This window comes from Gemmatimonadaceae bacterium (assembly GCA_020846935.1).
Lineage (GTDB): Bacteria > Gemmatimonadota > Gemmatimonadetes > Gemmatimonadales > Gemmatimonadaceae > RBC101.
Genome location: JADLCY010000011.1, coordinates 456,972 through 477,714, shown reverse-complemented (window position 1 = coordinate 477,714; position 20,743 = coordinate 456,972). Strand labels below are relative to the sequence as shown.

Annotated in this window: 16 protein-coding genes; 6 read left to right on the top strand and 10 right to left on the bottom strand. The window is 68.4% G+C overall.

The genetic code is table 11. The features are described from left to right. Window positions 1–163 precede the first annotated feature (163 nt). From IT361_14590 to IT361_14575, 4 genes are all read right to left on the bottom strand, one after another. Window positions 164–724 (bottom strand): hypothetical protein, encoded by a 561-nt coding sequence (locus tag IT361_14590; protein ID MCC6318903.1) that lies wholly within the window; start codon window positions 722–724, stop codon window positions 164–166. 11 nt (window positions 725–735) lie between these two features. Further along, window positions 736–2,757, bottom strand: coding sequence for an NAD-dependent DNA ligase LigA (ligA, locus tag IT361_14585; protein MCC6318902.1), 2,022 nt, complete (start codon window positions 2,755–2,757; stop codon window positions 736–738). A 63-nt stretch (window positions 2,758–2,820) separates the two neighbouring features. Next, on the bottom strand, window positions 2,821–3,201 hold the full coding sequence (locus IT361_14580; GenBank protein ID MCC6318901.1) for a response regulator: 381 nt from the start codon (window positions 3,199–3,201) through the stop codon (window positions 2,821–2,823). Between the two features lie 56 nt (window positions 3,202–3,257). Further along, complete coding sequence (locus IT361_14575) at window positions 3,258–4,037, bottom strand: hypothetical protein (protein ID MCC6318900.1); 780 nt, start codon at window positions 4,035–4,037, stop codon at window positions 3,258–3,260. 86 nt (window positions 4,038–4,123) lie between these two features. On the opposite strand from IT361_14575, the gene IT361_14570 reads away from it, so the two are divergent. Continuing rightward, complete coding sequence (locus IT361_14570) at window positions 4,124–5,509, top strand: thymidine phosphorylase (GenBank protein ID MCC6318899.1); 1,386 nt, start codon at window positions 4,124–4,126, stop codon at window positions 5,507–5,509. A gap of 88 nt (window positions 5,510–5,597) precedes the next feature. Here the strand turns inward: IT361_14570 and IT361_14565 are convergent, their stop codons facing one another. Beyond that, window positions 5,598–8,789 (bottom strand): glycosyl hydrolase, encoded by a 3,192-nt coding sequence (locus IT361_14565; GenBank protein ID MCC6318898.1) that lies wholly within the window; start codon window positions 8,787–8,789, stop codon window positions 5,598–5,600. Between the two features lie 123 nt (window positions 8,790–8,912). Here IT361_14565 and IT361_14560 point away from each other — a divergent pair, with 123 nt between their 5' ends. After that, window positions 8,913–9,164 carry a hypothetical protein gene (locus IT361_14560; GenBank protein MCC6318897.1) on the top strand — a complete coding sequence of 84 codons (252 nt, stop codon included), beginning with the start codon at window positions 8,913–8,915 and terminating at the stop codon, window positions 9,162–9,164. A 269-nt stretch (window positions 9,165–9,433) separates the two neighbouring features. Here the strand turns inward: IT361_14560 and IT361_14555 are convergent, their stop codons facing one another. The 5 genes from IT361_14555 to IT361_14535 all read right to left on the bottom strand — a co-directional run bounded on the left by IT361_14555 (window position 9,434) and on the right by IT361_14535 (window position 16,315). Further along, complete coding sequence (locus IT361_14555; protein ID MCC6318896.1) at window positions 9,434–11,551, bottom strand: cation:proton antiporter; 2,118 nt, start codon at window positions 11,549–11,551, stop codon at window positions 9,434–9,436. Between the two features lie 422 nt (window positions 11,552–11,973). Then, complete coding sequence (gene gyrB / locus IT361_14550; GenBank protein MCC6318895.1) at window positions 11,974–13,920, bottom strand: DNA topoisomerase (ATP-hydrolyzing) subunit B; 1,947 nt, start codon at window positions 13,918–13,920, stop codon at window positions 11,974–11,976. Between the two features lie 130 nt (window positions 13,921–14,050). Further along, window positions 14,051–14,365: a DUF721 domain-containing protein gene (locus IT361_14545; protein ID MCC6318894.1), complete on the bottom strand. Its 315-nt coding sequence runs from the start codon at window positions 14,363–14,365 to the stop codon at window positions 14,051–14,053. Then, window positions 14,358–15,533 carry a DNA replication and repair protein RecF gene (gene recF, locus IT361_14540; protein ID MCC6318893.1) on the bottom strand — a complete coding sequence of 392 codons (1,176 nt, stop codon included), beginning with the start codon at window positions 15,531–15,533 and terminating at the stop codon, window positions 14,358–14,360. Before recF ends, IT361_14545 begins: the two co-directional genes overlap by 8 nt. Before the next feature lie 5 nt (window positions 15,534–15,538). Continuing rightward, window positions 15,539–16,315: an enoyl-CoA hydratase/isomerase family protein gene (locus tag IT361_14535; GenBank protein MCC6318892.1), complete on the bottom strand. Its 777-nt coding sequence runs from the start codon at window positions 16,313–16,315 to the stop codon at window positions 15,539–15,541. A gap of 138 nt (window positions 16,316–16,453) precedes the next feature. Between IT361_14535 and mtnA the strand changes: the two genes are divergently transcribed. The 4 genes from mtnA (at window position 16,454) to IT361_14515 (ending at window position 20,730) form a co-directional block, all read left to right on the top strand. Beyond that, window positions 16,454–17,482 carry an S-methyl-5-thioribose-1-phosphate isomerase gene (mtnA, locus tag IT361_14530; GenBank protein ID MCC6318891.1) on the top strand — a complete coding sequence of 343 codons (1,029 nt, stop codon included), beginning with the start codon at window positions 16,454–16,456 and terminating at the stop codon, window positions 17,480–17,482. A gap of 31 nt (window positions 17,483–17,513) precedes the next feature. Then, entirely contained in the window at window positions 17,514–19,007 is a 1,494-nt protein-coding gene (gene glpK / locus IT361_14525; GenBank protein ID MCC6318890.1) for a glycerol kinase GlpK, read from the top strand. 78 nt (window positions 19,008–19,085) lie between these two features. Then, window positions 19,086–19,286 (top strand): hypothetical protein, encoded by a 201-nt coding sequence (locus IT361_14520; GenBank protein ID MCC6318889.1) that lies wholly within the window; start codon window positions 19,086–19,088, stop codon window positions 19,284–19,286. Window positions 19,287–19,302: 16 nt separating this feature from the next. Beyond that, on the top strand, window positions 19,303–20,730 hold the full coding sequence (locus tag IT361_14515; GenBank protein MCC6318888.1) for a hypothetical protein: 1,428 nt from the start codon (window positions 19,303–19,305) through the stop codon (window positions 20,728–20,730). Window positions 20,731–20,743 lie beyond the last annotated feature (13 nt).

The following is a 20,743-nucleotide window of genomic DNA, read 5'->3' as shown; positions in this document are numbered from 1 at the left end:
CTGGCGGGATGTCAGGCTGTCGCCGGACTCGACAGCAATCCGGTTCGGCGGGACCCGGCGTCACCGGCGACACGATCTCCGAACTCGACCCGTGCTCCAGACCGTCGAAATCGAGCGAGGGGCGACGCGTCGCGCCGCCCCCCGTGCAGTGAAGCGTGATGGACTACACGCAGGCGGCCACCGCATCCGCGTAGGGGATCCCACGACCCATGTCGTCGTAAATCGACTCCATCACTTCGGGACTTCCCACCAGAAAGCGGCACTGGTCCGCCCCGGCTGATCGGCATTCGACTTCGAGCACCGCCACCGTGTGGCCCGCAATGCGCCCGAACAGATCAGCGAACAGTCCGGTCGTGAGGTGGCAGCAGGGGTGGTCCATCTGGCTCGCCGGATCCGCCTCACCCCAGTCCGACGAGTCGATCGTGGCCACCACATCGTCGATCGACCCGATCGTCACGTTGCCCCATCCGGCGTCGCGCAGGAACTCCGAGAGTCGCGCTTCAAATGCGGGGACGTCGAGATCCTCGGCAGCGATGTCGCTGCGCTCGCCAAGCCAGCGACGGAACGCGAGCCACATGGCGTCGCCGCCCGCATAGCCCGCTTCCTGGAGATAGATCGCTGCGTCGGGCCCGCCGTCGCGCAACAGCGCGTTCCGCAGGGTACTCAGGGAAGCGCGCGTCAGGGCGAGCATGCCGTGTCCGGTGAGGTCGAGTGGCTGAGGCATATGGAGTGCGTTCAGTGTCCGATGCGCCGCAGAAGCTCGGCCTCGTCGATGATCTCGACGCCAAGCGCTTTGGCCCTTTCCAGCTTGCTCCCAGCAGCCTCTCCGGCCACGAGGAAGCTCGTCTTCTTCGACACGCTGTCCGCTACGCGAGCCCCCGCGGTCTCGACCATTTCTGTCGCGACCTGGCGGCTCAGGGTCGGAAGCGTCCCGGTGATGACGACCGTCTGCCCCTTGAGGGCACCGGAGCCGCTGCGGGGCTGGGGTTCCGCGAATGTGACGCCGCTCACCCGGAGTCGTTCGATGAGCGCGCGGATACCTGGGTCCGCGAAGTAGGCCACCACCGAATGCGCGATGATCTCGCCGATACCGTGGACCGAGGCGATCTCGGCTTCGGGGGCCTGCATGAGCGCGTCGAGGTGGCCAAAGTGCCGCGCCAGCAGTTCCGCTACGCCCGCGCCCACGTGTCGGATGCCGAGTCCGAACAGGAGCCGTGAGAGGGGCTGCTCGCGGCTCGTCGCGATCGCGTCCACCAGTTGCAGCGCGCTGCGATCGGCAAACCGTTCGAGCGTGAGAAGCTGGTCGGCGGTGAGTTCGAACAGGTCCCCGGCGTCCTTCACGAGGCCAGCGTCCACGAGCTGTTCGATGCGCGCGTAGGACAATCCTCGGATGTCCATGGCGCCGCGCGAGGCGAAGTGCACCAGCCCTTCGAGGCGACGCCCGGGGCAGCTGACGTTGGGGCAGTACCACGCGACCTCGTCGTCGTCCCTCACGGCAGGCGTGTCACACGCCGGGCACCGCGCCGGCATCCGCCACGGCGTCTCCGCCCCCGTGCGACGCTCGGGGATGGGCGCGATGACCTGGGGGATCACCTCGCCGGCGCGCTTGACCTGCACCACGTCGCCCACCCGCAGATCCTTCGCGACGATGAGGTCCTCGTTATGCAGGGTCGCGTAGGTGACCGTGGTCCCGCCGATCTCCACCGGTTCGAGCACCGCGTACGGGTTGAGCGCACCCGTGCGGCCGACGTTTACGCGAATATCCAGCAGGCGCGTCTCGGCGATGTCGGGTGCGAACTTGCGCGCGATGGCCCAGCGAGGTTCACGGCCTCCGACGACACCCAGATCCTCCTGCAAGGCGAGCGAATCGACCTTCACGACGGCGCCGTCGATGGCGAAGTTGAGCTGCCCGCGCACCCGATGTTCCACGTCGGCGGCCCACGACGCGACATCGTCCAGCGTGACGCAGCGACGACGGTGAGGAGCCACGGGCACTCCCCAGCGTTCGAGCGTCGCCAGCACCTCGGTTTGCGTCGCGAATGGGAGACGCTCGTCCGGCGCGCCGATGATGGCGTACCCGTAGAATCGCAGCGGCCGACGTGCGGTCATGGCCGGGTCCAGCTGCCGGAGTGCACCGGCCGCGGCGTTTCGCGGGTTGGCAAAGACCGGCTCACCCTCACGCACACGCTCTTCGTTCATGCGCTCGAAGCGATCAAACGGATAGTAGATCTCTCCGCGGATCTCCACCACGCCGGGCACGTCGTCGCCGCGGAGCCGGAGCGGAACGTCGCGGACCGTGCGAAGGTTGGCCGTGACGTCTTCGCCTACCGTGCCGTTGCCGCGCGTGGCGCCCACCTTGAGCACAGCGCCCTCGTAGAGCAGCGACACAGCGGCGCCGTCGATCTTGAGTTCCGCCGAATAGCCCGCGCTCGTGACGTCGTCCCCCGCGATACGGACGAGCCGCGCTTCCCACTCGCGCAGCTCGTCGTCGGTGAATGCGTTGCCTAGCGACAGCATGGGCGAGCGATGCGTGTGCTTGGGCAGCGCCGACACGGGGGCCGTGCCCACGCGCTGCGTTGGTGAATCCGGGGTGCGCAGCGTCGGGTGATCGCGCTCGAGGGCCTGCAGTTCGCGGAACAGCCGGTCGTAGTCAGCGTCGCTGATCGATGGCCGGTCGAGGATGTAGTACTCGTAGCTTGCGTCGTCGAGGCGTCGCCGCAGGTCGGCGGCGCGGTCGGCGGGATCGGAGTGGGCCACGTACGAGGCGACGGAGGAGCGAGGGCAACGGTCGCCCGAAAACTATCGCCCCCGCCTCGCGCGTCACGTCGCCAGGAGCCGGCGCACCTCGGCGAGAACGGCCGCCGGGTCGCACGGCTTGGCGAGGTATCCGTTGAACCCCTCGCGCCGCGCCCGATCACGGTCACCAGGGGAGGCATGCGCGGTCAACGCCAGCATTGGCACCGTGGCGGTGGCGGGTTCGCTGCGCAGGCGCTTTGCCACTGCCCATCCGTCCATGCGGGGGAGTGAGATGTCGAGGATCACCACGTCCGGCGCGACTTCCGCCGCGCGTGCGACACCCTCCTCGCCATCCACGGCCTCGATCGTGCGATAGCCGTGGTGCCGCAGGATCGTCGAGTACACGATGCGCGTGTCCTCGTTGTCCTCGATCAGCAGCACCACGTGCTGGTCCGATGCCGTCACGCTCGGTTCCTCCCACGCCTGCCGCCCGCGCTGCCCGGCGCCGGTTGTCGCGCCGCCTACTTCAGTTTGCGCAGCAGGGCGTCGGCTTCGGCCTTGTAGAGCGGGTCGTTGTAGTCGGTCTGAGTGCCTTGCACCACGGCTTCCAGCTGCTCGCGCGCCTTTGCCGTGCTGTCCACGTCAAGGTAGATCTTTGCCAGGTCGAGCTTGTGGGTCAGCCGCACGGGATCCACGGCCACCGCCTTCTCCATGTACGAGAGGGCGTCCTTCCAGCTCGCCTGCGAGAATACCCGTCCGCCCAACAGGTTCTTCGCGAAGAACCGTTCCACGCCGTTCAATCGCATCACTTCGGCGTTCCAGACTCCCATTACGTGCAAGGCCCCTGGATGGTTCGGATCAAGGCGCAGCGCTTCCAGTGCCACGGCCCGGATCTCCGTCGCGTAGCGCACACGCTCGCGCACGCCAACGCTCAACGCCGTGCGCCCCAGGGCACGCGCGAGGTCGAACTGATACTCGGCGCTCCTCGGGTCGGCCGCCACCGCGCGCCGCGCGTACGCTTCACCTCGCCGAAACAGCTCCTTTCTCCTGGTCGCATCCTTCTCCTGTTCGCCGACGTCCACCGCGGTCTGGGACGCCTTGCCCAGGGCTTCGGCATTCGTGCTGTCCACCGCGAGCGCGGCCTCGTAGTGCGCAAGCGCCTGCACCGGCCGGAACGCCGCGTGCTCCTGGTTGCCGAGCGCGACCCGCTCCGACGCACTCTGGCCAAACGACGCCCGAGGTGCGAGAATCGCGCTCACGATCCATACCAGACTCTTCGTACGCTGACTGATCATCGTCATTTCAGGGTGATGGGCCCGGCCGGGAGCAGTCGGCCTGACCACCGATGTACGGGGGGGTGCCCCAGTATACCCCGCTAGGCTGCCAGATGCTCGCGACGCGATTGATCGAACGAAAGCGCGACGGTGGTCGCCTCGAGCCCGCCGAATGGGAGGCGCTCACCCGTGCCTACGATCACGGTGAGGTTCCCGACTATCAGATGGCGGCCTTCCTCATGGCCGCCTGCCTGCGCGGGCTCGACCACGACGAAGCGGCATCGCTCACCCGCGCGATGCTCCACAGCGGCGCCGTGCTCGACCTCAGTGACCTCGGCGTCCCCCGTGTTGACAAGCACTCCACGGGTGGTGTAGGCGACAAGGTCTCGCTGCTCCTGGCCCCGCTGATCGCATCGCTCGGCGTCGCGGTGCCCATGATGTCCGGTCGCAGCCTGGGTCACACCGGCGGCACGCTCGACAAACTCGAGGCCATTCCCGGCTTCCGCACCACGCTCACCCTGGCCGAGGTCCGCGCGCAGTTGCGAACGCTTGGCTGTGCGCTCATCGGCCAGAGTCGCGAGATCGCCCCGGTCGATCGGCGGCTCTACGCGCTGCGTGACGCGACCGGTACCGTGGAGTCGATCCCGCTGATCGCGGCCTCGATCATGAGCAAGAAGCTCGCCGAAGGGCTCTCGGGTCTCGTCGTCGACGTCAAGCGCGGGTCGGGCGCCTTCCTGCCGGACTTCGATCGCGGCGTCGAACTGTCGCGCCTCATGATCGCCCTCGGCTCTGCGCACGATGTGCCGGTCACCTGCATGATGACGGCGATGGATCGCCCCCTGGGCCGTGCCTGCGGCAACGCGCTCGAGGTGGAGGAGGCGATCCACGCGCTGCACGGTGAAGGTCCGCCCGACGTCATGGAGGTCACCTACACGCTCGGTGCAGAAATGCTCACCATCGCCGGCGTGGCCCGCAGCGTCGACGAAGCGCGGCGTCGCATGGAGGTGGCCATCGCCTCGGGGAAGGCGCTGGAGCGCTTTCAGGAGGTCATCGCGGCCCAGGGCGGCGATCCGCGTGTCGTGGACGATCCGTCGCTCCTGCCGCAGGCGCGCGTCGTCGAGTTCTACACGGCGCCGCGCCCGGGTGTCGTGGCGCGCGTGGAGCCGCGCGCGATCGGGCGCGGCATCATTGCCCTCGGCGGCGGTCGGCGCTCGATGGACGATCCCATCGACCCCAGCGTGGGTTTCGTGATCCGCGCGCGACCGGGTGACGTCGTCAAGGCGGGTGAACCGCTGGCCAGCATCTTTGCGCGCGACGAGGCCGGCGTTGCCGCCGGCGCCGCCACTCTGTCCGAGGCCATCACGATCGCCGAGGAAGCGGAGCCGCCCCTCCCGCTCGTGTCGCATCGGATCACGAGCGAGGGGATCGCCGTCTACGAAGCCGAACCCTGGGTGCGCACCGCCGAGTATCCCATCTACCGGGCGTTCGGCCAGGCGTAGGGCACACACCTGGCGCTGCTCCTGCGCCCGACAGGATCGCGGCCCGGCACAACGCCGAACGCACGGCGCATGTAGGTCGCTGAAATGACTACATGGCGGCCTGCTTGCGAGGAGGAATCACGAGCGCCGGGAGACCAAGCGCCTGCAGCAGCGGATTCATGCGGCGTGCGGTAGCGTCGACCTGGCGCTCAGCCATGTCGATCACGGTCAGTACGTCGCGCCGAACATCGCCCATGTACTCGCGTTGTCCGTCAATGATCGGTGACAGACCGTTGTCGATCGCACCCATCAGGCTCATCGCGCGCTCGAGCGGACGCGGGCCCTCCGAGTAGAACGGCACCGCATCCGGGCGCGGACGCGTCAGCTGCAAGCGCACCGAGTCCAGCTTCCCGATCTCCTCGCCCGCCGCTGCCGACATCTCGCGCGCTGCGTCACCGCGCATCTCGCGGCCCGTCGTTCGGCGCTCGTCCACCTGGCCCTTGAAGGCCACGAGGTTGCGCTCGGCGTCAATGATGTTCGCGATCACCGCGTTCAGTCGCGTGGCCTGCTCGAACTGCTGCTGCAGCTCGGCCAGCGTGGTTTGCGACGTGGGGTCGATGCGTACGGTCAGGGGCTGCTCCTGCACATCGCCGCCCACGGTCAGCCGGATGGCGTATTGACCTGGCAGCACCTGCGGGCCCACCGGGCGCCCGCGCCAGTCGCCGGGGTCCGACGAGTCGGCGGGCATGTCGCTCAGCACCTTGGGCGCGTCCATGCGCAGATCCCACGCAACGCGGTTGAACCCCTGGTTGGTCGTCGGTCGCCGCAGCGTGCGGATCACACGGCCCTCCTGCAGCACCTCGATGCGAAGCGCGGAGTCCGCCGGCTTTGCGCCCAGCCAGTAGGTCACCAGCGCGCCGTATGGCGTGTTGGCGCCGCGGAACTGCTTGTTCCCCCAGTTCCACTTCTGGTCACCCTGGTTGAAGCGCGTGGCTACCCGCGGAGTGAACAGGTGCGCCGCCTTGCGTGCGATGGCGGGCGTCATCTGCTGGATCGCCGAGGCATCGTCGAACACCCAGAGGGCGCGTCCGTGCGTGGCGAGCACGAGGTCATTGTCGCGCGGATGCACGAGCACTTCATGCACCGCGACCGGCGGGAGGTTGCCGAGGTGCAGCCGCGTCCAGTCGGAGCCGCCGCTCCATGACGCGTAGAGCCCCAGTTCCGTGCCGACATAGAGCAGGCTCGCGTTCTTCGGGTCCTCGCGGATCACCTGCACGTAGTTGTCTGCGGGCAGGTTCCCCGTGATGTTCGTCCACGTCCGCCCGAAGTCGGTCGTCTTGTACACGTAGGGGCGGAAGTCGTCCATCATTCGCCGCTCGAACGTGGCGTACGCGGTGCCGGCCGCTGTGCGAGACGGCTCCACGCCGGAGACCACCGCGTCCGGGCCGACGCCCGGTACGTTGGCTGCCACGTTGGACCACGTCCGACCCGCGTCGCGCGAGACCTGCAGGTTGCCATCGTCCGTTCCTGCCCAGAGCACGCCGGCCTGCACCGGCGATTCGGCGAACGAGAACACGTTGCCGTAGTACTCGGCGACCGTGTTCTCCTTGAGGACCGGGCCGCCGGCATCCCCCTGTCGGGATCGATCGTTCTTCGAGAGGTCGGGCGAGATCGCCGTCCACGTGCGGCCCCAGTCCGACGACTTGTACACGATGTTGCCGGCGAAATACACGATCTTGCCGTCGTGTGGCGACTTCACGATCGGCGCGTTCCAGTTGAAGCGCACCTGGTTGCTATCCGCCGGGTAGCCGTCCATGCGCTTGATCTGCGGGCTGGCCTCGCGCTGCTCGTAGGTCTGGAGGTTGGTCGCCTGGATGCCGCCGGCCTGGTAGTCGGAGAGGAACAGGTCCGGGTTGTCGGGATGCGAGACGGCGTAGTAGCCGTCGCCATTCTGGATGAAGCGCCAGTCGTCGATGAGGATCGACGCCCCGCGCACGCGCGACGGGCCGGTCCACACGCCGTTGTCCTGCAGCCCGCCGGCGAGGTGGTAGAACGGCTCGCGCATGTCGTAGGACACCTGGTAGAACTGTCCCACCGGGAGGTTCGGATACCACTCCCACTGCCGGCCCTGGTCGTACGAGACGTTCATCCCGCCGTCATCACCCATGAACATGCGCCGCGGGTTCATGGGGTCGATCCACATCGTCTGGTGGTCGCCGTGAAAATTCCCCGTCATCGGGCGGAACGTGCTGCCGCCATCCACCGAAAACGAGAACGCCATGCCTAACGTGTAGAGGCGATCGGCGTTGGTCGGGTCCACCCGGAGGTCGGCGTAATAGAAACCCCGGCCGAGCGTGTGCGCGTTGTCGCTGGTCTTCACCCACGTCTCGCCATGGTCCGTGGACCTGAAGACGTAGCCCTCGCGGGTCTCGGCGACCGCGTACACCACGTTGGGAGACGAGGGCGCCACCTTGATCCCGACGCGCCCCATGAGCTTCGGCAGACCCTTCGTCGCCTTCGTCCAGGTCTTCCCGCCGTCGACCGAGCGGTAGATGCCACCTTGCTCGTCGCCCGAGCGGAACGTCCACTGCTTGCGGTCGAAGTACCACAGGGCCGCATACAGCCGATTGGGATTCACCGGGTCGATGTCGAGGTCCGCCGCGCCGTGCACGGCGTCGGTGTACAGCACCTTCGTCCAGTGCTCACCACCGTCTTCCGACATGAACACGCCCCGCTCCTCGTTCGGCCCAAAGGCGTGGCCAACGGCGGCGACGTAGACCTTTCGCGGATCGCGCGGGTTCACCACGATGCGCGAGATATGCCGCGTATCGGCGAGGCCGAGGTGCCGCCACGTCTTGCCACCATCCGTGGTCTTGTACACGCCGTTGCCAAAGCTCACCGAGTTCCGCACGTTGGCCTCGCCGGTGCCGACGTAAACGACCTCGGGATTGGTCGGGTCGAGCGCCAGGTCGCCGATCGACGCCACGGACTGCTTGTCGAAGATCGGCGTCCAGGTCGTGCCGGCGTTCGTCGACTTCCAGACGCCTCCGGACGCGCTCCCGACGTACACGATCGACGGGTCGCCGGCCACGCCCTCCACGTCGCTCATGCGCCCGGACATGTTCGACGGTCCGATGTTGCGGTAAGACAGCCCCGCGAACAACGACTCGGCCACGGTGGGCGCCGCCGGACTGGGGGCGGCAGCGGTCGCCGGACGACGCGCGGGCTGCGCGCTGACTGCGGTGCCGGCGAGAAAGAGGAGGATGGACAGGACCTGCCGGGGCGAACCAGACGTACGCATGAAGGCTCCTTGCCTGGATGACGGAACGCGAGAAATGCTACCTCCTGCGCCCTCCCTTGGGGAGGCGGCGGTTGCCTCCCGCGTGCGCCGCGTCGATCTTGCAGCTCCTCAGATCACTGGCGCATGCAGACACCAACCATGAAGACCCACGGTCACCTGGCCGCCTTTGGCGCGCTCGGCGTCTGTGTGGGAGCGGTCGGGATCTTTGCCCTCTTCTATTGGATCACCGCACAGTCGCCCACCGGCGGACTCGATGCCGAACACTCCCTCATCTCCCGCCTCGCCATCGGCGTCATCGTCGCGGCGCTGATCGGTGTGCACTACGCCTTTGCGCGACAGCTCCTGACCTACGTGAAGGAGCAGAAGGGGAAATAAGCTCGTCGCTGCTCGCGGTCGGCGTCATCATCTCGGCGCTGATCGGCGTGCACGACGCCTTGGCTCGGCAGCTCCTCGCCTGTGTGAAGGAGCAGAAGGAGGGATAAGCTGGTCGCTGATCGCGGTCGGCGTCATCGACTCGACGTTGATCGGAGCGCAAGATGCCTTTGCGCGGCGTTGGCTCGCGCGCGCAAGGAGCAAGCGCGGGAGAGGCTCGTCCACCCGCGGGCCGGCGACACTGGCAGTCGCGCCAGGATCCTGGATGAGCCTCAGAGAGCGCCGGCGCCGCCGGCAGACGCCGCGTCTGGATCACCCTGGGGCTGCCCTCGACGCACCAACGCCTGACGAGCCAGCACGATGGCGTCCTCCGTGCCGGCGAGCGCGAGGACATCGCCTTCGCGCAAGCGCTCGCTGCCCCGCGGTGTGATGGACTCAGCGCCGTCCGCCGAGCGACGCAGGATGGCCAACACCGTCGCCCCGGTCTCCCCTCGCAGGTCGAGCTCACCCAGGCTGCGCCCGACCCCGGGATCGCCCGCCACGAGTCTCACGGATTCCGGATCGCCGAGCCCGGGCAGCATGGCTGCCACGTGATCCATCGTGACAGCCAGCTCTTCCTCGGTAGAGTTGCTGGTGCTCTTCTGCATCAGGGCCATTACGATCACTTCGGCGCCGGCGCGCGCATGTCCGTAGAGCGCAGTCGCGCTTCGCCACACTGCAACGGCAGCACCGATCGCCATCAGTCCAAAGGCGCCGGCCACCGGTAGCCTCGGTGCCATTGGCTGCAGCAGGGCGAGGAGCGGAATCGCGCACGCGAGCAGGAGCCCGTATTGCAGCGTCGCGACGAACGCGATCCGCGGCGCCGCCGCGCGGTCGAGGCGATGGCGCTCGGGGCCGGGCATCGCGCGCAGCGCCAGTTCGGTTGCGACGAAGCGCGTCATGCGCACCAGTCCCGCCACGAACGGCGTGGCCGCGCCGAGCGCGAGCACGAGCACCGCATAGCGCCCCGCAGGCGCCTGCCACGAGAACCAGCCCTCGATGAGTGGCGCCAGTCGATTCATCTCCGCCGCGGCCGCGATCATGAGTCCCCCGAGCAGCGCGACGTCGCCGAGGATGAGCCACGCGGCGCGTCGCAGGCCCGGTCGAGCAGCGGGTCGACTGCGCCGCAGCCCGTCGAACCAGGTGGCATAGAGTGAGACAAACGTCTGCAGGGCCTCCGGGAGGCTGCGGTCCACGCGTTGCGCGAAGTGCGGCCCGCGCTTGACCAGGAGCGGCGTGGTCAGGGTCGTGAGCGCCGACACCGCGATCGCTACGGGGTAGAGGAACGGCCGCGTGGCGCCGCCTGCGAGCGCGACACCGGCGATGATGAACGAGAACTCGCCGATCTGCGCGAGGCTCATCCCCGCCTGCACCGAGAGCCTGAGGCCGTTCCCGGTGAGGAACGCGCCAATGGAGACCGCCACGAACTTGCCGACGATCACCACGACGCTCAGCCCCAGGATCGCGGCCCAGTGTTCGGCGACCACACGCGGCTCGATGAGCATGCCCACCGAAACGAAGAAGATCGCGACGAAGATGTCGCGTACCGGCGCGATCAGGTGTGCGATACGCTCGCCCTCGCCGCTCTCGGCCACGAGTGACCCGACGATGAATGCGCCGAGCGCGACGCTGTAGCCAAACGCGAGGGCGAGCAGCGCGGCCGCGAACGAAAGGCCAACCGAGAGCACGACCGTCGTTTCATCGCTGCCGAGCGCAACCACGCGTCGCACGAGCCATGGCAGCGCGACCCGTCCGATCGCGATCAGGGCGACGAGGAACGTCGCCAGGCGAATCCCGGTGAGCGCGAGCCCGCGCCCGGAGACTCCGCCCCCGGTCACGATCGTGGAGAGGACCGCGATGAGCAGGATCGCAATGAGGTCCTCGACGATGAGGATGCCGAAGACCGTTTCCCTGAGCCGGCCCTTCACGCCCTGCTCGGTGAACGTGCGTGCGATGATCGTGGTGGACGAGATCGCGACGATTGCGCCCGTGAAGAGCCGTTCGACATCTGACCACCCGAAGAGCGCCGCGATCGCGTACCCGAGACCGAACATCAGGCTCGTTTCGGCGAGCGCAGCCACCCCTGCCGTGGCGCCGATCTGCAGTACGCGGCCGAGTCGGAACTCCAGCCCGAGGGAGTACATGAGGAGGACGACGCCAAGCTCGGAGAGCGCGCGCACCATCTCCGCGTCGGCAAAGAGGGGCAGGGGCGTAAACGGCCCCACGATCATCCCCGCGACGAGGTACCCGAAGACGACCGGCAGCCGCACCCGACGCGAAACGACCGTCGTGACGGCGGCGACGCAGAGAACGAGCGCGAGGTTCTGGAGAAAGTTCGGTCCGTCGTGCATGGCGCGGATGGAAGAACGTGCGCCCGGCCGCCGGCATCGGCCCGCGGACGGCTCAGCCCTAGGTACTCCATCACACGCCCGCCGTCCACCACTCGCCGCAGGTTACCGTCGATCCGTTGTCTGGTCTCTCCGGCTCATCCACGGGCGATCGCCCGCCTCAGGCAATTCATGCACCGTCGATCCGTCCACGAGCCATCCGTCGACTCGTGTCGGCGACCCGTCGCGTGGGAGATTCCGTCGATACGTGTACCGTCAAACCCATTCACCCGTCGACCCATTCACCAGCCGACCCATTCACCAGCCGACCCATTCACCAGCCGACCCATTCACCCCGTTCAACCCGCCGACTCGTCAGCCGATTCGCCCGACGATGCGTTCCCCCGTCACTCGTCGATGCCCCCACGTCCCCCCCCGATCATTCGCTACACGTCCAGATTGGATGCGAAACGCGCGTTGGCCTCGATGAACGCCTTGCGGGGTTCGACATCGTCGCCCATGAGCGTCTGGAAGATCTGGTCGGCGAGCACGGCGTCTTCCATGCTCACGCGCAGCAACGTGCGGCGCTCGGGATCCATGGTGGTGTCCCAGAGCTGGTCCTTGTTCATCTCTCCAAGGCCCTTGTAGCGCTGCACATTGGCCTTGGAGTTGTCGCCGTTCCCCAGTCGATCGATGAACTGGTCGCGCTCCTTCACGTCATACGCGTAGAACTCCTGCTTGCCCTTGGCCACGCGGAAAAGAGGCGGCTGCGCGATGTACATGTACCCGGCATCGATGAGCTGTGGCATTTGCCGGAAAAAGAAGGTCAGCAGCAGCGTGCGGATATGCGCGCCGTCCACGTCGGCGTCCGTCATGATGATGATCTTGTGGTAGCGCGCCTTCTCGATCTCGAACTCGTCCTTGATCCCGGTGCCGATCGCGGTGATGATGGTCCGGATCTCCTCGTTGGAGAGGACCTTGTCGATGCGGGCCTTCTCGACGTTGATGATCTTGCCGCGCAACGGCAGGATGGCCTGGAACTCGCGGTTGCGGCCCTGTTTGGCGCTGCCGCCAGCCGAGTCGCCTTCGACGAGGAAGACCTCGCACATCGCCGGGTCGCTCAGCGAACAGTCGGCGAGCTTGCCCGGCAACGTGCCGATGTCGAGCGCCGACTTCTTGCGCGTCAGGTCGCGCGCCTTGCGCGCCGCCTCGCGCGCCCGCGCCGCACTCACCGCCTTGTCGACGATGGCGTTTGCCACGCGCGGGTGTTCCTCGAGGTACGCGCCCAGCCAGTCGTTCACCACGGTCTTCACCACCGACTCGGCCTCGGAGTTCCCGAGCTTGGTCTTGGTCTGTCCCTCGAATTGCGGCTCCTTGACCTTGACCGAGAGCACCGCCGTGAGGCCCTCGCGCACGTCTTCTCCTGACAGCGTGAAGTCCGCCTTCTTGAGGAAGCCGCCCTTCGACGCGTAGTCGTTGATGCGGCGCGTGAGCGCGGCCTTGAAACCCGTCAGGTGCGTGCCGCCCTCGTGCGTGTTGATGTTGTTGACGAAGGTAAAGACGTTCTCGTTGTAGCCGTCGTTGTACTGCAGCGCGAGCTCGATCCCGATCTCGTCCTTCTCGGTCTCGACGTACAGGATCTCGTTGTGGACCGGCTTGCGGGCGCTGTTGAGGAACTTCACCATTTCCTGCAGGCCGCCTTTGGCGTGGAACGTCTCGCTCTTCGCCTCGCCATCGCGCTCGTCGGTGATGTGGATCGTGACGCCCTTGTTGAGGAACGACAGCTCCCGCAGCCGGTTGGCCAGCGTGGCGTAGTCGTAGCGCAACTCGGTGAAGATCTGGGGATCCGGCTTGAAGTGGATCCGCGTCCCGTCGCGCTCGCGGGCGCCCACCTTGCCGATGATCCTGAGCGTCGTCTGTGTGTCGCCGCGCGCAAAGTCCATGTAGTGCACCTTGCCCGCGCGCTTCACCCACACCTCGAGCTTTTCGGACAGCGCGTTGACGACGGACACGCCCACGCCGTGCAGGCCGCCCGACACCTTGTAGCTGTCCTTGTCGAACTTGCCGCCGGCGTGCAGCACCGTCATCGCCAGCTCCACGCCCGAAATCTTCTCCGTCGGGTGGATGTCCACCGGGATGCCGCGGCCGTTGTCGTCCACGGTAATCGAGTCGTCGGCATGAATCGTGACCGACACCGTGTCGCAGTAGCCGGCCAGCGCTTCGTCGATCGAGTTGTCGACCACCTCATAGACCAGGTGGTGCAGCCCGCGGGACGACGTCGACCCGATGTACATGCCGGGCCGCTTGCGCACCGCTTCGAGTCCCTTGAGAACCTGGATGTTCCCGGCGTCGTACGCGGCGGACCTGCCGTTCGGCTCGTTAGGCTTGGCCATGGAGTGCGTAAGGGAGAGTGCCCTGGAAAGCGCCCCGAACAATACCCGAAGATCGGGCCTCGGAACCCTGGGGAAAACCTAGCGGACCTGCCACGCCAAGACAACCCGTAACCGAAGGTTCGATAACGGGTTAGCGCATCAAGGCCCACCGGATCTTCACGATCGGCCGATTCATCGTTACCCGGTTGATCGACGCCAGCAGTTCGGACTCCATCAGCGTCAGTTCGTGCATCCACGCCGACGTGCGCGCCACCGCGAACAGCGTACCGTCCTCGCTCACCGAAATCGCCCGCGTCACCTGCGCCAGCTCCGGTCCCACCAGCTCCGGCCACAGCGTGAGCACCTCGCTCTGCTTCACGCGATCGGTCAGCCCGCTCGTGCGCATGAAGCGCGAGAGGGCGTCCGCCAGCCGCTCCGCTCCGCCACTGCGTTCGTCGTCAGGCATCGCGTACCTCACCATGTTCGATCGTCCATCGCGCCAGCGCCGTGAATCCGGGCGGCACGTCGTCGTCGCGCGGCACGGCAAGGATACGCTGGCCGTCGCCCACCCGACTCAGCACCCCAAGGATGCCCTGCGCCCGCTCACGATCGAGCTCCGCAAAGGGGTCGTCGAGCAACAGCACCGGTGCGCGCTCCAATCGATCGCGCAGCGTCTCGGCCTCCACCATGCGCAGGGCGAGCGCAATCGTGCGCTGTTGGCCCGCGGATCCAAACGTGCGCGCCAGTCGGCCCCCAAGAACGATCGCCACATCGTCCCGGTGCGGTCCGTGTTGCGTCATCCCACGCCGGATGTCGCTCGTGCGGTTCTTCGCCAACAGATCAGCGAGCACCGCACGCAGCGCCTCCTCATCCAGTCCCGCGATCGCGTGCTCGCGCGTGCCCGCCTGGTGCCGCAGGCCCACCGTCGCCGGTTCGCCGATCAGCGCGCACAGCGCACGCACGCGTGGCGCGGCCACACGCACCCACTCCATACGCTCTGTCCAGAGTCTCGCGCCCGCCTCGGCAAGGGCAGGCTCCCACACCGCCGCGAGCGCCTGACCGTCGGCGCGCGTCGCCGCGTCGCGCAACACGGCATTCCGCCGGAGCAGCGCGGCTCGATACCGCTGCAACGCGCCCAGGTAGCGCGGCGACGTCGCGGCCAGCACGATGTCCAGGAAGCGTCGGCGCTCCAGCGGCGCTCCGCTCACGAGGACCACGTCACGCGGTGACAGCACCACCGAGGGTACGGCGCCGAGTGCGTCCGCCAGTCGCGGCACCTCGATGCCGTCGAGCACGAGGCGCTTGCGTCGTGCGCCGCGCTCGATCCCGATGCGCACGTCGTCGACCCGCGACCCGTCGACCTGCATCGCGATGTGAAGCGCGTCGCACCCGAAGCGCACCAGGTCTGCGTCGCGTGCGCCTCGCATGGACCGCAAGGCATGCGCGTAGTGCACCGCCTCCAGCAGGTTGGTCTTGCCGTGCCCGTTCCGCCCGACGAGCACCACACCGGCCGGCGGCACATCCAGCTCCGCGTGCTCGATGTTGCGGACGTTGCGCAGCGTCAGCCGTCGGACGCGCACCGGAGGCGGAGCCGGCGTGACACGCGCTTCGCCAATCGCCTCCGTGGCTTCCACGGTGCCTAACGACCCTCGAAGGCCGCCGGGCGCTTCGCGAGGAACGCGGCCGTTCCCTCGGCCATGTCCTTCGTGCCGGACAGCAGCGCGAAATGGTCCGCCTCGATCGCGAGCCCCTCGGCGAGCGGGCCGTCGTAGCCGCGATGGACCGCCTCGATGCACGACGCCAGCGCCAGCGGGCCGTTGGCCAGCATCGTTCGCAGCATCGCTTCCGCCGTTGCCAGAAGCTCCGCGGCAGGCACCACCTTGTTCACCAGGCCGATGCGGAACGCCTCGCTCGCGTCGATCAGCTCGCCGGTCAGCAGGAGTTGCAGCGCGCGACCCTGGCCCACGAGTCGCGGCAGGCGTTGCGTGCCCCCGTAGCCTGGGCAGATCCCGAGCTTCACCTCGGGCTGGCCGAACTTCGCGGTGTCCGACGCGATGCGCACGTGGCAGGCCATCGCCAGTTCGCAACCGCCGCCGAGTGCAAAGCCGTTCACGGCGGCGATCACCGGCTTGGGGCTCCGCTCGAACCGCCCAAAGACGCCCTGACCCCGGAGCGCGCGTTGCCGGGCGTCGAGCGGCTGCTGAGTGGCCAGCTCCGAAATGTCAGCACCGGCGACGAACGCCTTGCCCGCGCCCGTGAGAATCGCGCCCCCGATGTCGGCGCGCGTGCGCACCTCGTCGATGGCTTCACCCAGCTCGCCGATCGTCTGCGCGTTGAGCGCGTTCAGCTTGTCGGGGCGCGTGACCGTGATGGTGGCGACGCGGTCGTGGACACTCAGCGTGAGGTTCGTCGGCATGGGCGAAGACGCGTGGCGGGCGTGTGGGCGAGGGAGGAATCTACTCCGGAATGGCAGCTCCTCGCTGCGCTTCGTACGCCACGGGTCGACGGGGGCCGCCGGCCTGCCAGCCGACCGGCGAGGCTCGTACCTTGACGCATGACGAGTCCCATCGAAGCGGTGCGCTGGAGTCCGGATGGGCGTGCGGTTCGGATCATCGATCAAACGCTGCTGCCGGGCGCATATCGCGAGCGCGACCTCCACTCGCTCGACGACGTCGTGCGCGCGATTCAATCGCTCGCCGTTCGCGGAGCCCCGGCGATCGGCGTCTGTGGAGCGATGGGTCTCGCCGTGGTCGCGCAATCGCACGCGGCGCTCGAAGGCGCGGCGTTTCGGGCCGCGCTCGCGTCCGCGGCGCGCGTGATCAGCGCAGCGCGACCGACCGCGGTCAATCTCTCCTGGGCGGTCGATCGTCTCATGCGCGTGGCCCACGGTTCCAATGGCTCGACCTCGAGCCTGCTCGACGCACTCCGTGACGAGGCGACCCGCATCCTGGACGAAGATCGCGCCATGTGTCGGGCTATTGGTGAACACGGCGCCTCGCTGCTCGGGGACGGCGCGCGCGTGTTGACCCACTGCAACGCGGGCGCCCTCGCGACCGGAGGCATGGGGACCGCGCTGGCCCCGGTCTACGTAGCCAAAGAAAGCGGCCGCCGCGTCGCCGTGTTCGCCGACGAAACACGACCCCTCCTCCAGGGAAGTCGGCTCACCGCGTGGGAACTCGCGCGCGCCGGCATCCCGGTCACGATCCTCGCCGACAACATGGCGGCCAGCGTGATGCGCGCGGGGACGATCGACCTGTGCATCGTCGGTGCTGACCGCATCGCGGCGAACGGAGACGTGGCCAACAAGATCGGCACCTACGGCGTCGCGGTGCTCGCCAGGCATCACGGCATTCCATTCTATGTGGCGGCGCCGAGCTCGACGATCGATCCGGCCACCCCGACCGGCGCGCAGATCACCATCGAGCAGCGCAGTCCGGATGAGATCACGCGTGGCTTCGGGTCGGTCACGGCGCCGGACGGCGTGGGAGTGTACAATCCGGCCTTCGATATCACGCCTGCCGAGCTCGTGACGGCGATCATCACCGAACGCGGCATCCACCACCCGCCGTATCGCTGGACCTGAACACGCGCGCCCACCAGCCACCCGCCTTCGCATGAAGTACGTGCTTGCCATCGACCAGGGAACCACCGGCAGCACCTGTTTGGTCGTCCGCTCCGATGGCCAGGTCGTCGGTCGTGGCTATCGCGAGATCACGCAGCACTATCCGCAACCGGGGCTCGTCGAGCACGATGCGGAGGAGATTTTCGAGCGCACGCGTGAGGCCGCGCGTGAGGCGATCGCCGCTGCCAGGGTCGTGCCCGAGGCGATCGGGATCACCAACCAGCGCGAGACCATCGTCGTGTGGGACCGACGCACGGGCGCGCCGGTGCATCGCGCGATCGTCTGGCAGGATCGTCGCACGGCTCCGCGCTGCGCCGAGCTGTCGCCACGCGCGGAGGAGATCTCGCGACGAACGGGTCTGGTCGTCGATCCCTACTTCTCGGCGACCAAGCTCGAATGGTTGCTGCGGCAGGTGCCCGGCCTTGCCGCGCGCGCCGTCGCCGGTGAACTCGCGGCGGGAACGATCGACGCGTGGCTCGTGTGGAAGCTCACCGGCGGCCAGGTGCATGCGACCGACCCGACCAATGCGTCGCGCACGATGCTCTACGACATCGACCGTCTCGCGTGGAGCGACGAGCTGTGCGCGCTCTTCGGGGTGCCCCGCGCGATGCTCCCCGACGTGCGATCGTCCTCGGGAGACTTCGGCACCGCGAGCGCGGAACACCTTGGCGCCGCGATCCCGATCCGCGGCGTCGTCGGTGACCAGCAGTCGGCGCTGTACGGCCAGGGATGCTGGGCGAAAGGTGAAGGCAAGAACACCTACGGCACCGGAGCGTTCCTGCTGTTCAACGCCGGCGCGTCACGGCCGAATGGCGGAGGCGGCCTGCTGACGACGATTGCCTGCGACGCGAAGGGCCAGCCGGCCTACGCACTCGAAGCGGCCGTGTTCATCGCTGGCGCCGCGATCCAGTGGCTACGCGACGGCCTGCAGCTGCTCGCTCACGCGGGCGAGAGCGAGGCGATGGCACGGTCGCTTGTATCAAATGATGGGGTGTATTTCGTGCCGGCGCTCGTGGGTCTGGCCGCGCCGCACTGGGACGCCGATGCACGCGGCATGATCGTGGGCCTCACGCGGGGGACCGGCCGGGCGCACCTGGTACGTGCGGCACTGGAGTCGATGGCCTACTCCACCGCCGACGTGGTGGACGCCGCACGAACGTTTGGCGGCGTTGCCGTCGATCGGCTGCGTGTGGACGGCGGGGCCACCGCCAACGACTGGCTGATGCAATTCCAGGCGGACGTGCTCGGCATCCCCGTGGAACGGCCGTCGATGTTGGAGACGACCGCACTCGGTGCCGCGGGGCTGGCCGGTGTGGCCGCCGGTGTCTGGGCAAGTCCTGGCGAGTTCCTGGCCGCGCGGCAGTTCACGAAGTTCACGCCGGGCGCCGACCGTGCGATCGCCACCTCGGGCCGCGACGGCTGGCAGCGGGCCGTGCGCGCGACGTTAGGCTGGGCCCGGGACGTTCGCGAGGGCGCTGGCCGGTGACGCTGGCGTGCCCCCGCATGCTCCCTGCATCATTCCCGGGCGGGAGGCCGACATCCCGCTCACGCGCCGAGGGTTCCCATGACCGAGCCGGAAAGCCCACGTCCCGAACGCAAGAACCTGCTGCTTCGCATGCTCATCAACGAGATGCTGGAGCAGGTCCGCGACATCCAGCGCAATGCGGGCCCGTGGTCCCCGGACGAACGCGAGCGTGCCGAAGCGACGCTCGATCGCGTGATGCAGCAAGTCCGATCCGAAGCCACGCGACGCTCGACCGAATAGCGCCGACGGAGCGCGCGTGAGCCTCGGCGCGCTGACCCCAGGCACGCTCGCCATCTGGATCGCCACCGCACTCGCCCTCGTGGCCGGGGTGGCGGCGATGACGGCGCGGCCGGGAGACCACCGCTCCGGCGTGGCTTCCCGCGCGCTCCTCATGGCGGCGGCGTTCGCGTCGCTCGCGACGCTCGTGCTCGGGGACGCCCTGCGCCGGCACGACGTCGCCGTCGATTTCGTGGCGCGACATACCACGAACGCGGTGCCGGCGACGGTTGCCATCCGTGGAGCCTTTGCGGACCCGAGCGGGGCAGGGCCCGCCCTGGCGGCCCTGCTGGGGATCGTTGGCGGCTGGTGGGCGCGGCGCGGCACACGACCCGGCGTTGCCGGGATCGCCGCGGTGACCATGATCGTACTGCTCGCCGGCCCGCTGGCCGGGCGACCGCTCGCGCGACTCGCATGGACACCGGTCGATGGCCAGGACCCGCTGATCTTCTTTCGCCATGTGGGTTCCCTGCTGTGGATGGCTGGGCTCACCACGGCGATCGTCGGGGCCGCGCTCACGCTCGGAGTCACCGTCGATCGATGGCGACACGGGAACCCGACGGGCGCCGATCTCCTGCTGGGGAGAGTGGCGTTTCTCGGCGTCGTGACCGCGGTGCTGGCGCACGTGTGGGTCGCGGTCGCAACCGGCGTTTCGCGGGACGTCGATCTCCTCACCAGTCGAGGCGGCGCGTCGGTGATGGCGATGCTGGTGGCGCTGGGCAGCCTGGCCACCATCTCGCGCCGCGGCGGCACGCAGGCAGCGGTCGAGGGCGCGCTCGCCCTCACACTCGCCGCCGTTGGCCTCGCCCTCGGACCGGTCGCGTTGCCCGCGACCCTGGCGATGCGTGGACTCGCTGGGCTCGCGTTCGTTGTCGCGCTCATCGCGGTGTGGCGCAGCCGGCCGGGGCTCCCGCGAACCGCGCGGCCGTCGCCCGCGACGGCCGTCGCAATGGCCTCGGCCCTGGTCGCGCTGACGGCCGCGGGTATCGAGCTGGAAAGCGCGCCGCGCGATGGGCGCCTGACGAGTGGCGGGTCTGCGCCGGTTTCCGGTGGAGCCCTGGACCACCTCGGCCTCTCCCGCTACGAAGACAACGATTCCGATGTCCTGGCCCTGGCGCTCGAGACCCGGCGGTCTGGACGCACGCGGCTGGCGAGCGCGGAGCATCGGGAGTACCACGATGCGCGCGGGGGCATCATCGGTGGCCTCGTGAAGATTCCCGCACGCATGGTCGGCCTCACGTCCACCGTGGTCTGGCTGGAGGATGTTCGTCCGGGCGACGAGGTGCGCCTGACGATCGTTGACCGTTGGCCGATCGTGCTGTGGGGCATTGCGGCCGGTCTCGCCGGCCTCGCCGTGCTTCTCTCGTTGCTCCCGGCCGCGCGGCGACACCCGACGCGCTCGACGTGAGGCGCCGCCACGC

Bases quoted from the DNA above. Each gene is read 5' to 3' on its own strand.
- IT361_14590 (MCC6318903.1), bottom strand. From the start codon at position 724: ATGCCTCAGCCACTCGACCTCACCGGACACGGCATGCTCGCCCTGACG.
- IT361_14575 (MCC6318900.1), bottom strand. From the start codon at position 4,037: ATGACGATGATCAGTCAGCGTACGAAGAGTCTGGTATGGATCGTGAGC.
- IT361_14570 (MCC6318899.1), top strand. From the start codon at position 4,124: ATGCTCGCGACGCGATTGATCGAACGAAAGCGCGACGGTGGTCGCCTC.
- IT361_14565 (MCC6318898.1), bottom strand. From the start codon at position 8,789: ATGCGTACGTCTGGTTCGCCCCGGCAGGTCCTGTCCATCCTCCTCTTT.
- IT361_14560 (MCC6318897.1), top strand. From the start codon at position 8,913: ATGCAGACACCAACCATGAAGACCCACGGTCACCTGGCCGCCTTTGGC.
- IT361_14555 (MCC6318896.1), bottom strand. From the start codon at position 11,551: ATGCACGACGGACCGAACTTTCTCCAGAACCTCGCGCTCGTTCTCTGC.
- gyrB (MCC6318895.1), bottom strand. From the start codon at position 13,920: ATGGCCAAGCCTAACGAGCCGAACGGCAGGTCCGCCGCGTACGACGCC.
- IT361_14545 (MCC6318894.1), bottom strand. From the start codon at position 14,365: ATGCCTGACGACGAACGCAGTGGCGGAGCGGAGCGGCTGGCGGACGCC.
- IT361_14535 (MCC6318892.1), bottom strand. From the start codon at position 16,315: ATGCCGACGAACCTCACGCTGAGTGTCCACGACCGCGTCGCCACCATC.
- mtnA (MCC6318891.1), top strand. From the start codon at position 16,454: ATGACGAGTCCCATCGAAGCGGTGCGCTGGAGTCCGGATGGGCGTGCG.
- glpK (MCC6318890.1), top strand. From the start codon at position 17,514: ATGAAGTACGTGCTTGCCATCGACCAGGGAACCACCGGCAGCACCTGT.
- IT361_14520 (MCC6318889.1), top strand. From the start codon at position 19,086: ATGACCGAGCCGGAAAGCCCACGTCCCGAACGCAAGAACCTGCTGCTT.